At 52.5% G+C, this 12,786-nt stretch carries 13 protein-coding genes; 4 read left to right on the top strand and 9 right to left on the bottom strand.

What is annotated here, in order from left to right; translation table 11 throughout:
* Positions 1-34 precede the first annotated feature (34 nt).
* From ABEH87_RS02890 to ABEH87_RS02875, 4 genes are all read right to left on the bottom strand, one after another.
* A complete protein-coding gene (locus ABEH87_RS02890) occupies positions 35-484 on the bottom strand; it encodes a YcgN family cysteine cluster protein (protein ID WP_346573739.1) in 450 nt (149 codons plus the stop codon).
* Positions 485-559: 75 nt separating this feature from the next.
* Positions 560-1,219 carry a fumarylacetoacetate hydrolase family protein gene (locus ABEH87_RS02885; protein ID WP_346573737.1) on the bottom strand — a complete coding sequence of 220 codons (660 nt, stop codon included), beginning with the start codon at positions 1,217-1,219 and terminating at the stop codon, positions 560-562.
* Between the two features lie 58 nt (positions 1,220-1,277).
* The gene (locus ABEH87_RS02880; RefSeq protein WP_346573736.1) at positions 1,278-2,333 is read right to left on the bottom strand and encodes a lytic murein transglycosylase; all 1,056 of its coding nucleotides are present in this window, start codon (positions 2,331-2,333) and stop codon (positions 1,278-1,280) included.
* Between the two features lie 90 nt (positions 2,334-2,423).
* A complete protein-coding gene (locus ABEH87_RS02875) occupies positions 2,424-2,699 on the bottom strand; it encodes a YcgL domain-containing protein (protein ID WP_346573734.1) in 276 nt (91 codons plus the stop codon).
* Between the two features lie 157 nt (positions 2,700-2,856).
* On the opposite strand from ABEH87_RS02875, the gene minC reads away from it, so the two are divergent.
* Genes minC through minE form a run of 3 tightly spaced genes read left to right on the top strand, consistent with a single transcriptional unit; the run spans position 2,857 to position 4,683 of the window.
* A complete protein-coding gene (gene minC / locus ABEH87_RS02870; RefSeq protein ID WP_346573733.1) occupies positions 2,857-3,549 on the top strand; it encodes a septum site-determining protein MinC in 693 nt (230 codons plus the stop codon).
* Between the two features lie 42 nt (positions 3,550-3,591).
* Positions 3,592-4,404, top strand: coding sequence for a septum site-determining protein MinD (gene minD, locus ABEH87_RS02865; protein ID WP_346573732.1), 813 nt, complete (start codon positions 3,592-3,594; stop codon positions 4,402-4,404).
* Positions 4,405-4,407: 3 nt separating this feature from the next.
* A complete protein-coding gene (gene minE, locus ABEH87_RS02860; protein ID WP_062746175.1) occupies positions 4,408-4,683 on the top strand; it encodes a cell division topological specificity factor MinE in 276 nt (91 codons plus the stop codon).
* Positions 4,684-4,736: 53 nt separating this feature from the next.
* Here the strand turns inward: minE and rnd are convergent, their stop codons facing one another.
* The 5 genes from rnd to ABEH87_RS02835 form a co-directional block, all read right to left on the bottom strand.
* A complete protein-coding gene (gene rnd, locus ABEH87_RS02855; RefSeq protein WP_346573730.1) occupies positions 4,737-5,846 on the bottom strand; it encodes a ribonuclease D in 1,110 nt (369 codons plus the stop codon).
* A gap of 120 nt (positions 5,847-5,966) precedes the next feature.
* Positions 5,967-7,652, bottom strand: coding sequence for a long-chain-fatty-acid--CoA ligase FadD (gene fadD, locus ABEH87_RS02850; protein WP_346573728.1), 1,686 nt, complete (start codon positions 7,650-7,652; stop codon positions 5,967-5,969).
* 217 nt (positions 7,653-7,869) lie between these two features.
* The gene (locus tag ABEH87_RS02845) at positions 7,870-8,466 is read right to left on the bottom strand and encodes a Slp family lipoprotein (RefSeq protein ID WP_346573726.1); all 597 of its coding nucleotides are present in this window, start codon (positions 8,464-8,466) and stop codon (positions 7,870-7,872) included.
* Positions 8,467-8,522: 56 nt separating this feature from the next.
* Positions 8,523-9,224, bottom strand: coding sequence for a tRNA (adenosine(37)-N6)-threonylcarbamoyltransferase complex dimerization subunit type 1 TsaB (gene tsaB / locus ABEH87_RS02840; RefSeq protein ID WP_346573724.1), 702 nt, complete (start codon positions 9,222-9,224; stop codon positions 8,523-8,525).
* Positions 9,225-9,282: 58 nt separating this feature from the next.
* A complete protein-coding gene (locus ABEH87_RS02835) occupies positions 9,283-11,193 on the bottom strand; it encodes an ATP-dependent DNA helicase (protein ID WP_346573722.1) in 1,911 nt (636 codons plus the stop codon).
* 520 nt (positions 11,194-11,713) lie between these two features.
* Here ABEH87_RS02835 and ABEH87_RS02830 point away from each other — a divergent pair.
* Positions 11,714-12,736 carry an acyltransferase family protein gene (locus tag ABEH87_RS02830; protein WP_346573720.1) on the top strand — a complete coding sequence of 341 codons (1,023 nt, stop codon included), beginning with the start codon at positions 11,714-11,716 and terminating at the stop codon, positions 12,734-12,736.
* Positions 12,737-12,786 lie beyond the last annotated feature (50 nt).

Genomic DNA, 12,786 nt, shown 5'->3' with positions numbered 1-12,786 from the left:
CGGAGCTTTTTTGTTATGCACTCAAGCCGAACAATTATTTACCGTACCAGCGCGGGCGGTTGATAATGTGCTCTTCCCAGTCCACTACCTCACTTTCATGCACCGCAATATGACGCACGGAAATACGCGCAGCGTGCATCGCAGCACGTGAACCACTGCGCAGCGGATGCCACGGTGGTAACGTTTTCCCTTCCGCCAGCACCCGATAGGCGCAGCTGGGCGGCAACCACTGGAAGGTAGGCAGGTTGTCGCGCGTCAGCTTGATGCAGTCTTCTTCCAGCTCAAAGCGGGTTTCGTAGTTGCGGCACTGGCAGGTTTTAATGTTCAGCTGATTACAGGCCACATTGGTGAAGTAAATTTCATCCGTGTCGGCATCCTGCAACTTATTCAGGCAGCACTGACCACAGCCATCACATAAGGATTCCCATTCCTCGTCGCTCATTTGTTCCAGCGTTTTCCGCTGCCAGAAAGGGGTATCAGTCATGTCGGTGTCCGGTAAAAGTAAAAGCCCGCACCTTATAAGGGGTTTGAGCTTCAGTTGCAAGTTTTCCGCTCAGCTTTACAACACGCGGGTGGCAACGCCGTGGCCACCGAGAGAAATTTCAAGACGGTCGCCGGATACCATTGGACCGACGCCTTCCGGAGTTCCGGTCAGGATCACATCTCCTGCACGCAGGGTGAAGAACTGGCTCATGTAAGCGATTAACGGCACAATTTTATGGATCATATCGGCAGTCGTGCCCTGCTGGCGCACAACGCCATTGACCATAAGCTTCAGCTCAACGTTCTGCGGATCCTCGTTAAACTCGCTGACAGGAATAAAACCTGAGAGTGGGCAGGAGTTATCAAACCCCTTCGCTTTTTCCCACGGCTGCCCGGCTTTCTTACAGCCGGCCTGGATGTCGCGCAGCGTTAAGTCCAGCGCCACGCCATAGCCGGCAATGGCCTGGACAACATGCTGTTCAGTGGCCTGCTTCAGGGTGGAACCAATCAGCACCGCCAGCTCAATTTCATGGTGAACAGCACCCAGGTTTTTCGGAATAGACAACGGCTGGCGAATATCACAGATAGCCGTTTCCGGCTTGATGAACAGCACCGGCTCTGTGGGTGTAGCACTGCCCATCTCTTTAATGTGGTTAGCATAGTTACTCCCCACACAGACGACCTTGTTTACCGGAAAATCTAGCAGTGCGCCCTGCCAGTTATGATGCTGATACATGCTGTTTCTCCTGCCTGATTAGAGTGGCTGCGCCGACATAATATCGCCGCGATTCTGCTTACTGTACCGTCTGCTGCGTGACGATGGCGTCGGCCATCATGCCAATACTAATGGCAAAATAATAAGACCGATTCCAGTGCATCAGCGTGCGAAAATTGTCATAAACCATGAATGAACGCCCGCCCCCATCCTGCGGAGTGATGATCCAGGCGCGCTGACCGGCGTCGCGGTTTTCATCGGGATGCATCAGCTTTACGCCGGACTGTAACCACTGGGCCGCTGTTTTTGCCTGAGCCGTTTTCAGACCTGCCTGCTGCGCGTCAAAACCCGCCGGTAAGATAACTTCCTGCCCCCAGCCCTGGCCTGCACGCCAGCCTTCCCGCTGCAGATAATTCGCCGTGGAGGCAAACACATCATCCAGATTATTCCAGATATCAATCCTGCCATCGCCGTTGCCATCTTTACCGTAATTAAGGAATGAGCTCGGCATAAACTGGCTCTGCCCCATCGCCCCGGCCCAGGACCCTTTCAGGTCTGCGGCGCTCATCTGCTGGCGCTGGATAATGCGCAGGGCGGCCATCAGCTCTTTAGTAAAGAACGCTTCCCGCCGCCCTTCAAAGGCCAGCGTGGCCAGCGCAGAGACCACCTCTTCTTTACCCTGAATCTGGCCAAAGTGACTTTCCAGCGCCCACAGCGCAACAATATATTGCGTCTGCACGCCGGAGGCATCGGTTATCGGCTGCAGCTGATTCTGATATTGCTGAACATAAAGCCGGGCCTGCTGGATTTTTTCCGGCGTCAGGACCCTGCCGAGATAATCGTCCAGGGTGACTTTATTTTCCAGCTGTCCACGGTCCGATTTAATCACCCGATCGACAAAATGCACGCCAGTGAAGGCAGTATCAATCGTTTGCTGGTCAAAACCCGCCTCGCGTGCCTGGGCTTTTAACTGTTCAACATAACCGGGAAATTCAGCCGGGTTACGCCCCTGCTGGGCCAGCGTGGTGGCGGGAGGTTCCGGGCTGGTGCCGGATGTCAGGGGGGTGGCGTAACCGGCGCTGCCGGACGCCAGAACCAGTGAGACGACAAGGAAGTTAAGGGCTAACGGCTTCATGCAGGCATCCTTTTATCGCTTCTCCGTCAGAAATTTATAAATAAAAGACCCACTCTGACCCACGGAGATATATTTGCAGATGATTCCGAATTAATCTTTTTTAGCATCACTCAGATGTATCTTAAGCAGACTTTCCAGCGGCGGCGGCAGCTGTAAATAAAACCCATCTTCACGCAGCGCTGTTTTCACTTTTTCAATATCCGCCCCCACCAGCTTCTTGCTCCCGTCCAGGGGAAGCAGCATTGCCAGCTTAGGTTTACCGAACCCCTTCAGCAGAGCGTCAGGAACGCGTGAGAAATCGTCTTTTTTTTCAACATAAAGATAAGTCTGGTCGCGCTGAGGACTTCTGTAGATCACACAAAACATATTTTTTACTCGAATTAACCTGGATGGTGACTTGCCTGAATATTACAGTAACTATAACATGCTTGCAGAACTTCGGAATATTGCCTGTCTTGATTAAACACCTGAAAAGTGGTGTTGATTTAGCCAGGATGGGAAATAACAGGACTGAGCGGGACAGATGTCACAATCGCCAATCGAGTTAAAGGGCAGCAGTTTTACGCTGTCAGTCGTTCATTTGCATCACACCGATCCTGACATCGTGCGTCAAGCCATTGAAGAAAAGGTCAGTCAGGCTCCGGCATTTTTGAAAAATGCCCCGGTGGTGATTAACGTTTCTTCATTAACCCGTGAGGTGAACTGGCGTCAGATGCAGCAGGCGATTACCGCGTCCGGTCTTCATATTGTCGGCATCAGCGGCTGCAAAGATGAGCAGCTAAAACGCATGATTGCGCGCTCTGGTCTGCCGGTGCTCAGCGAAGGTAAAGAACAAAAGCGCGCTAACGATGTTGCACCGCTGTCTATCCCGGTCGAACAGCCTGCTACAAAAACACGGCTAATCTCTTCGCCGGTGCGTTCTGGTCAGCAGATTTACGCGAAAAACTGCGATTTGATCGTCACCAGCAGCGTCAGCGCCGGTGCTGAACTGATTGCCGATGGCAATATTCATATCTACGGAATGATGCGCGGTCGTGCCCTGGCTGGCGCTTCCGGCGACAAAAATTGCCAGATATTTTGCACCAGTTTATCCGCAGAGTTGGTATCGATTGCCGGTAATTACTGGCTGATGGATCAAATCCCTGCTGAATTTTTTGGAAAAGCGTCGCGTCTTTGTCTCAAAGATGGCGCGTTGACTATACAGACACTGAACTGAGCCAGGCTCTCGAGCCCTTTCTTTTCTTAAGGAAATTATTATATGGCACGCATTATTGTTGTTACATCGGGTAAGGGAGGCGTGGGAAAAACCACGTCCAGCGCGGCCATCGCTACCGGTCTGGCGCAGAAAGGTAAAAAAACCGTCGTTATCGATTTTGATATCGGTCTGCGTAACCTGGATTTGATCATGGGCTGCGAACGCCGCGTGGTGTATGACTTCGTCAACGTGATTCAGGGCGATGCCACACTCAATCAGGCGCTGATCAAAGATAAGCGCACTGAAAACCTGTTTATTCTGCCTGCTTCACAGACCCGCGACAAAGACGCGCTGACCCGCGATGGCGTGGAGAAAGTTCTGAACGATCTGGGCGAAATGAATTTTGACTTCATTGTCTGCGACTCACCCGCCGGGATCGAAACCGGTGCGCTGATGGCGCTGTACTTCGCAGATGAAGCGATTATCACCACCAACCCGGAAGTCTCTTCGGTTCGTGACTCCGACCGTATTCTCGGCATTCTCTCTTCTAAATCACGCCGCGCAGAGAAAGGCCAGGATGCGATTAAAGAACACCTGCTACTGACCCGCTACAATCCAGGCCGTGTGAATCGTGGTGACATGTTAAGCATGGAAGACGTACTGGAAATTCTGCGTATTCCTCTGGCCGGTGTGATTCCGGAAGACCAGTCTGTATTACGAGCCTCAAACCAGGGTGAGCCAGTGATCCTGGACGCTGAGTCCGACGCAGGTAAAGCCTATGCTGATACCGTTGACCGTCTGCTTGGTGAAGAACGTCCCTTCCGCTTCATTGAAGAAGAGAAGAAGGGTTTCCTGAAACGCCTGTTTGGGGGATAAACCATGGCCTTACTCGATTTCTTTTTATCCCGTAAAAAGAGCACAGCCAACATTGCCAAGGAACGGCTACAGATTATTGTGGCAGAACGCAGAAGGGGCGATAGTGAGCCCCACTATCTGCCACAGTTGAAAAGGGACATTCTGGAAGTGATCTGTAAATACGTGAAAATTGATCCGGAGATGCTCAGTGTGAAGCTGGATCAGAAAGATGATGATATTTCTATTCTTGAACTGAATGTAACGTTACCGGAAACGGAAACGGAAGAAACTCCGAAATGATCCCCTGCTACTCCTGATTTTCCCCTGCTGTTGTGCAGGGGAAAATTGCACCATCAGTAAGCCGACAGAACCTCTGCAATGCCACTTTCCAGCAGCTTACCGCGCCATCCGTCCACCAGTTCAGGCTTACCGGCCTGTGGCTTTAGCTTCCAGTGCCAGTTTAACAGCTGATTGATCTGCCTGCGTGATGCCAGCAGCTCCTGGCTGACAGCGTGTTTTTCTGCTGTTTCTGCGACTAACGCTTTCAGGCTTTTGAACACCTGCTTGTAATTAGGGTAGTCGATCAGGTTTGGCAGTGGCTCCGGCAGGTTCTCGTCATCCAGCGCTGCGGCCTGGGCCACCATCGCTACCAGCGCTTTACCGTGAAAACGGATCTCCTGCCCCGGTAATCCCAGATGATCGAGCTCGCCCAGTGAACCCGGCATATAGCGCGCCACTTTCCACAGATTCTCTTCACGCACCACGAAGTTAACCGCCATATCCTTTTCACGGGCCAGCTCAAGACGCCACGCAGCCAGAAGACGCAGTGCCGCCAGCTGGCGCGGGCGCAGCTGCCACGCATTAGGAATATCCCGCCAGGCCTCCTGTGGGTCAAGCACGGTGGTACGGCGCTGACACAACAGGCGGCACTCATCCAGCGCGGCAGCCATCTGCCCTGCGGCTTCCGTTTCAGCCACCAGCTTACCGGCGACCGGCAACAGGTAGAACACGTCGGCTGCGGCATAATCGCACTGCTTTTCCGTTAACGGACGCGCCATCCAGTCAGTGCGGGATTCACTTTTGTCCAGGGCAATACCGGTAAAGGATTCAACGATGGTAGCAAAACCGCAGGATAGCGGACGGCCGCTGAAGGCCGCAAGGATCTGCGTATCAATCATCGGCTGTGGCAGCACGCCGAACTCGTGGTGAAACACTTCCAGATCCTCGCTGCCCGCGTGCAGGTATTTCACGACCTTCTCATCCGTCAGAAGATCGCGAAAAGGCGTCCAGTCGGTCACGGGCAGCGGGTCAATCAGCGAGATAGTTTCGCCATCAAACAGCTGGATTAACCCCAGACGTGGGTAGTAGGTGCGGGTGCGGACAAATTCAGTGTCCAGCGCCAGTGCCGGAAACTGGCGGGCACGCTGGCACACTTCTGCCAGCGCTTCATTAGTGGTGATCATGATGTAATTCAAAATAGCGTTCTCTCTCCGCAGAACCGGATCGGTCCTGTGGTTAACGGTAAATGCACAAAAAAATGCCGGGCAACCCGGCATGATTCGTTACTGGCAAAACGGGCTGCATCACTCTGACGGCGGCTGCGCTTTTATCGCTTCCTCGCGCAGTTCGCGGCGCAGGATTTTGCCAACGTTGGTCTTCGGCAGCTCGTGGCGAAATTCAACAATTCTGGGGACTTTATATCCTGTCAGATGACGCTTACAGTGGGCAATCAGCTCTTCTTTGGTCAGTGAATCGTCTTTCTTCACCACGCAAATTTTTACTGTTTCACCCGCGACGTCATTAGGAACGCCAATCGCGGCGGCTTCACGCACTTTCGGGTGAAGCATCAGGACATCTTCAATCTCGTTAGGATAAACATTAAACCCGGAGACCAGTATCATATCCTTTTTGCGATCGACAATACGCAGGAAACCTTCGTGGTCAACGGTAACAATATCACCGCTGCGAAGCCATCCATTTTTTAAAACTTCATCGGTGGCATCCGGCCGCTGCCAGTAGCCCAGCATCACCTGAGGGCCTTTGATACACAGCTCCCCCGGCTCGCCCGGCGGCATTTCATTTCCGTCATCGTCGACCAGCATAATATCCGTAGAAGGCACCGGCAGACCAATACTACCGTTGTGACACTGAATATCATACGGGTTGACTGACACCAGCGGTGAGCACTCTGTGAGTCCGTACCCTTCAAGCAGATAGTGACCGGTAAGTTTCTCCCAGCGCTCGGCTACCGCTTTTTGTACTGCCATGCCGCCACCGGCGGACAGCGTCAGGGTCGAAAAACCCAGCTTATTAAACGCATCGTCATTTAACAACGCGTTAAACAGGGTGTTAACCCCGGTGATGGCTGTAAAGGGATATTTGCCTAACTCTTTCACCAGACCGGGGATATCACGCGGGTTAGTGATTAACAGGTTTGCGCCACCCAGTTCAATAAACAGCAGGCAGTTCACCGTCAGAGCAAAAATATGATACAGCGGCAGCGCGGTGACTACCGTCTCCTCCCCGGCTTTTAACAGTGAACCATAGGTGGCTTTGGTCTGTTCGAGGTTCGCCTGCATATTACGGTGCGTCAGCATCGCGCCTTTCGCTACGCCGGTGGTGCCACCGGTATATTGCAGGAAAGCGAGATCGTCGTTAAGAATTTCCGGCCGGGTGTAGGCCATCTGCGATCCATTCTGCAGGGCCTGACGGAATGAGATGGCACCGGGAAGGTGATATTTTGGCACCATTCTTTTGATGTACTTCACCACAAAGTTAACCAGCGTCCCCTTTGCCGGAGAGAGCTGATCGCCCAGGCGGGTCAGGATCACGTGCTTCACCGATGTCCTGGCAACCACTTTCTCCAGAGTGTGAGCAAAATTTGACACGATCAGGATAGCGCTGGCACCGCTGTCGTTAAGCTGGTGTTCCAGCTCGCGCGGGGTATACAGCGGGTTAACATTGACGACGATCATCCCGGCGCGCAGCACACCAAATAACGCGATCGGGTATTGCAGCAGGTTAGGCATCATCAGTGCGACGCGGTCGCCCTTTTTCAACCCCAGCCCCTGTTGCAGATAGGCTGCGAAGGCACGGGATCGCTCATCCAGCTGACGAAAAGAGAGGCTCTGCCCCATGTTGATAAACGCGGTTTGCGTGGCATAACGCAGCACTGCATGTTCAAACAGGTCAATGAGCGAACCGTAACGGTCAGGATTAATTTCAGCCGGAACATCGGCGGGGTAGCGGTTTAACCAAACCTTATGCAAGGAATCACCTCGAAAATTATTATTTGTTGTCATCGCAGCCTCGACCGGTCGGCATCTGTTAACATTATTTTAACTCAGCGTACCAGTTTGCTCAGGTCTGTATTTTGAGGTTGCGAAGCCCATCACTAAATTTCTCTCATCCTGAGAGATCCAATAAAAAAAAGGCCGATCCGCTGATAAAAAGCGGATCCGCCGATTTAACACCATACTGTTCGAATTATTGCGTCAGAATAGTTTGTACCTGGGCCGGGCCGGGGTTGTAATATCCCCAGGGAGAAGGTCCCCAGTAGCCCCCACGATGGCGCCCATATCCCGGACCATACCAGATCCACGGATCGATCGGCTGAGGCGGCGTCATAACCTGCTGGGTCATGTGCCAGCGTTGATAGCCCGTCACCTTGAGCACCAGGAAAGTGTACTGTGCATCGCCAATTTTGCCCTTTTCGGTCCCGCTGATGGTACCAACCACGGTCACCATCTGCTGATTAAAATCAACCGGGTCAATAAAGCCGTTCACATCAGCGAAAATGCGGCCAATGGAAGGTGAGCCGAGCACCGGCCGGGCGCCGTCATCCAGCGGCATGGCGGCAATCTCCAGGCGTGTCAGCCCGTTGCGATTGTCCACCTTCACGACCTTACCGCCGAAGCGCGACTCCTGTCCGGTATAGAGCTGTGGCGCACTCAGCACCCGCACCAGATCCTGCTGCGGATAGTCAGAATGACCCTTAACCGAATCCGGCACCGTGACACAACCGCTTAACAGCACCGATAGACTCAACAACACACTGCACTGCCAGAGACTGGATCTACGCATTCGACTCTCCCTTGTTATGCTACTTTGACTACTATTGGTTTAAATAGTTGCCATCGTTACTCGCGACCCGGCAATTTCTTCCAGGTGACTTCATTACGCAGGTAGGTCGGTTCTGCCTGTTCAGGTGCCACGGTCATTCCGGCGGCCAGCGCCTGCTGAGCCAGCGGCAGCATATCTTCTGCGCACGGCAGCGTAACGTCAGACAGCGTCAGAACCAGTCCACTGTTTTCAGCCAGCTGTGGCCAGGCCTGCCAGCCGGTACCCACGCAGGTCCACTGCCCCTGCTGCGCGGCCATGCGCGCTGCGGCTGCATCAGGTTTCAGTACGGCTTCCGTTTCCTCGCCCTGCCAGTTTCCCTCTGCATCGCGCTGATATTCGGCCCAGTAAACTTCGCCCATCCGCGCATCAATGGCCGCCAGTACGCGGGTCGCACCGTGCAGGCGCCAGGCGCTCTGCGCCATCGTCTTCAGCGTAGAAATGCCGATCAGCGGCAGCGCTGCGCCCAGTGACAGCCCCTGAGCAATCCCGATACCGATACGCACGCCGGTAAAACTGCCCGGACCGCGGCCAAAGGCCAGCGCATCGAGATCCTTCAGCGCCACACCGCCCTCCTGCAGGACCTGCTGGACCAGCGGCAGGATGCGCTGGGTGTGTTCACGGGCGCACAGTTCAAAATGCGCCAGTAAACGGTCGTTATTCAGCAGGGCGACCGAACAGGCTTCCGTCGCAGTATCAATGGCTAAAATTCGCGTGGACATAACACCCTCAGGGGAGAAAATTTTCGGCGCGGATGATAGCACATCCGCACCAGATTGATTACTGCTGCCCGGTCAACTGCAGAAATTCGATCGCTTTCTGCACATCGCGGGTGCGCGGCGTCGGCGGCAGGCTGTTAACAATAACCGCACCGTAGGGGCGCATCACCAGACGATTATCGCAGATCACCAGCACGCCACGGTCATCAACGTCGCGGATCAGTCTTCCGACCCCCTGCTTCAGCGCAATCACCGCATCCGGCAGCTGCACATCATCAAAAGGTTCTCCGCCTCTTAGCTTGCAGTCTTCCATACGCGCTTTCAGCAGCGGATCTTCCGGGGAGGTAAACGGCAGCTTATCAATAATCACCAGCGACAGCGCATCGCCACGCACGTCCACCCCTTCCCAGAAGCTGTTGGTGGCAACCAGCAGGGCATTGCCTGCGGCGACAAACTGCTTCAGTAGCTGGCCTTTGCTGGTTTCCCCCTGTAACAGCACCGGCAGCGTCATCGAAGCGCGGAACTCGGCAGCCAGTTCGCGCATCACCTGATGGGAGGTACAGAGGAAGAAACAGCGCCCGTTATTCGCCTCAATCAGCGGTTTCATCATGCGCGCCAGCTGACGCGTTCCGCCAGGCTGATTGGGTGAAGGCAGATTACGCGGTACGCAGAGTAGCGCCTGGCGGGCAAAATCAAATGGGCTGTTGAGGATCAGTGTTTCCGCCTCGCCGACCCCGAGACGATCGACAAAATGCGTCATCTGCTCATTGACCGCCAGCGTGGCGGAGGTAAAGATCCAGCTTGCCGGGCGTTCGTCCATCACTTCGCGGAAGCGGTCGGAAACGGACAGCGGCGTCAGCGCCAGAGTAAAGTTACGCGCATTGCATTCATACCAGTAGCTGAAGCCGGGCTGGGTGGTGTCTTTCAGACGTTTGAGTCGGCCGCGATACAGTGCCGCCCGTTCAAACGCCGCATCCAGCAGCGCAGAACGGCCCAGTGACAGCTTCGCCACGTCATAGCACAGCTCCAGCGCATCATCGAGCAGCAGTAGCGCTCGCTGAATCTGCGGATTACTCAGCAGCTCACGCAGGTTACCGCGAAAGCCGGGATCGCCCAGCGACAGGCGAAAATCCTGAGCGCTCTGCGCCAGCCGATCGGCTGACTTCTGAAGCTGCTGCACATCGCGAACTTCGGTACGGTAAGCGATCGAAATATCTTTCGCCAGGTCGAGCAGCTGGCGGCTGGAGAGCTGCTGACCAAAATACTGGCTGGCGATGTCCGGCATCTGATGGGCTTCATCGAAAATCATCACGTCAGCATCCGGGATCAGCTCGGCAAAACCGCTCTCTTTGACCACCATATCCGCCAGGAACAGATGGTGGTTTACCACCACAACATCGGCATCCATCGCTTTGCGGCGGGCTTTTACCACGAAGCAGTCCTTGTACTGCGGGCAGTCGCTCCCCAGACAGTTATCGTTGGTGCTGGTGACCAGGGGCCAGATAGTGCTGTCTTCCGCAACGCCACCGCAGGTGCTGATGTCGCCGTCCACGGTTTCGATCGACCAGCCGCGCAGATGCACCAAATCGCTCATCGCCTGAACCGCCAGATCGCCCCCCGCCATCGACTGCTGTTCCAGACGTTCAAGGCAGAGATAGTTAGAACGCCCCTTCAGCAGCGCAATGATGCCTTTAAATTTCAGCGCGTTCGCCACCGTAGGCAAGTCGCGGCTGTAAAGCTGATCCTGGAGCGCCTTGGAACCGGTAGAGACGATCACTTTTTTACCGGAACGCAGCGCCGGAGCAAGGTAGGCATAGGTTTTCCCCGTACCAGTCCCCGCCTCAACCACCAGTTCACTCCGGCCATCGATGGCTCGCGCCACCGCAGCCGCCATCTCGCGCTGAGGTTCACGCGGCCTGAAGCCTGGGATCGCCTGCGCCAGAGCGCCGTCTGCTGCAAAATCGTCTACCACATTCCCTCACCACCCGATCAAAACTACTGTAATTATGTCAGTATCCGCCAGCGCACTCCACCCTTTAGGTGACAGACCCGGTTAATCTGTGCCAGTCTGTCGCGATGACACGCCTCATGATGCAAGAATATACAAAGGCTTGTGAAAAGGTATATTGCTTTGTGTGTTCCATTAAATGGAGACCGCATTTAAGTCGTAATGATGCATTAACGGTTGTATCACCACCTCCTCCCTATTTGCTCAGGCAGAGCCTTACTTCACTGTCTCTAAAGCTGCTACAAAGCCTGCTGTAACAACAGTACACCAACAACTGGTTTCGCATCGGTATGTTTTCTCGTCTACTTACGCTCACCTGAATACTGTTTTAATACACAGTGTTCAATTAAATATATTGGAAATATACTTTTTTTCCGTCCAGTCCTCAGAAACGTTCTGACCTTAAGTTCGTTTCGGTTCCCTTCCATGAAAAATATGGTAACATTGAAAAACAACTAAATAATATCATCCAAATGGTTTAATAATGAGAAGCATAAGATTCGACTGGGTTGATTCTCTAAAGTTCTTAGGGATATTTGCGATATACGTAGGTCATCTTGGTCCTGGTGCCGGTAAGATACCTCCATTTGTATTTAGCTATCATGTACCTCTGTTTTTCTTTATATCTGGGTTTTTCTCAAAAGAACTACGCGGGATCTCATTCATCCAGTTTTTTATTGATAAGTTCAAGCGACTCATGATTCCCTATTTTTCGTTTTGTTTTATTATTTTACTTCTTACATCATTGAATGCCGGAGACCCATTCAAGGTTATTTTACACAATATTAATGACATTATTTATGGTGTGAGAAACAACCCATCAGTAGGAACCATATGGTTTATTAACTGTATGTTTGCAATGATTGTTATTGATGGTGCTTTTTTAAAAATTATTGGCAATAAATATGTTATTTTAGTTATTTCATTATGTGCATTCATAGCTTCACAGACCCTGCTTCACCATAACCCATTAGTGATGCCAAAATGGTTCTGGAATATTGATTCCGCTATCGCCTACTGGTGGCTAATGGCGCTTGGTAGGTGTATGTTTAAATTCATGTGTGAATCTACGCTGTTTGCAAAATCCCTGTATGGCGCTGCTTTATTCTCCGTTCTGTCGTTCGTGACTCTCTATCAGCTATTCAACTCCAGGTCTTTGATTGAGGGCTTGACTAACGAATTATTCCCACAAGCTATGCAATACCCTGCGTTTGGAATGATTAATACACTTGTAACAACAACAAGTTTGATTCTGTTTAATGTGTTCTTATCAAAATTAATTTGTAGCAGCAAATATATAAATGAAATTGGTAAAAACACGCTAAATATTTGTGGCCTGGAGGTCGTCACAAAGACTCTGCTGCCATTATCTTTAGCAGCGTTAGGTATTGGTTTAACAATACCTAACCCTTCTTCTGCTATTATCTATGCATTAATATGCTTATTTATTTCTAACGTTATTGGAAAATGGTTATCAAGAAACTTAGGAAAGCCGTTTAAAATCTAGCTGTACTGGTAAAAACGAGCCCGCGCTAGCGGGCTCTATCATAAAGGACT

The sequence above is a fragment of the Erwinia sp. Eh17-17 genome (genome assembly GCF_039675725.1).
Lineage (GTDB): Bacteria > Pseudomonadota > Gammaproteobacteria > Enterobacterales > Enterobacteriaceae > Erwinia.
Note: the sequence above shows the minus strand (reverse complement) of the source record. Positions and strands in the feature narration are given on the sequence as shown.

Coding starts and splice junctions, on each gene's coding strand:
- ABEH87_RS02875 (WP_346573734.1), bottom strand. CDS start 2,699: ATGTTTTGTGTGATCTACAGAAGTCCTCAGCGCGACCAGACTTATCTT.
- rnd (WP_346573730.1), bottom strand. CDS start 5,846: ATGATCACCACTAATGAAGCGCTGGCAGAAGTGTGCCAGCGTGCCCGC.
- ABEH87_RS02885 (WP_346573737.1), bottom strand. CDS start 1,219: ATGTATCAGCATCATAACTGGCAGGGCGCACTGCTAGATTTTCCGGTA.
- tsaB (WP_346573724.1), bottom strand. CDS start 9,224: ATGTCCACGCGAATTTTAGCCATTGATACTGCGACGGAAGCCTGTTCG.
- ABEH87_RS02845 (WP_346573726.1), bottom strand. CDS start 8,466: ATGCGTAGATCCAGTCTCTGGCAGTGCAGTGTGTTGTTGAGTCTATCG.
- ABEH87_RS02830 (WP_346573720.1), top strand. CDS start 11,714: ATGAGAAGCATAAGATTCGACTGGGTTGATTCTCTAAAGTTCTTAGGG.
- ABEH87_RS02890 (WP_346573739.1), bottom strand. CDS start 484: ATGACTGATACCCCTTTCTGGCAGCGGAAAACGCTGGAACAAATGAGC.
- ABEH87_RS02880 (WP_346573736.1), bottom strand. CDS start 2,333: ATGAAGCCGTTAGCCCTTAACTTCCTTGTCGTCTCACTGGTTCTGGCG.
- minC (WP_346573733.1), top strand. CDS start 2,857: ATGTCACAATCGCCAATCGAGTTAAAGGGCAGCAGTTTTACGCTGTCA.
- minE (WP_062746175.1), top strand. CDS start 4,408: ATGGCCTTACTCGATTTCTTTTTATCCCGTAAAAAGAGCACAGCCAAC.
- minD (WP_346573732.1), top strand. CDS start 3,592: ATGGCACGCATTATTGTTGTTACATCGGGTAAGGGAGGCGTGGGAAAA.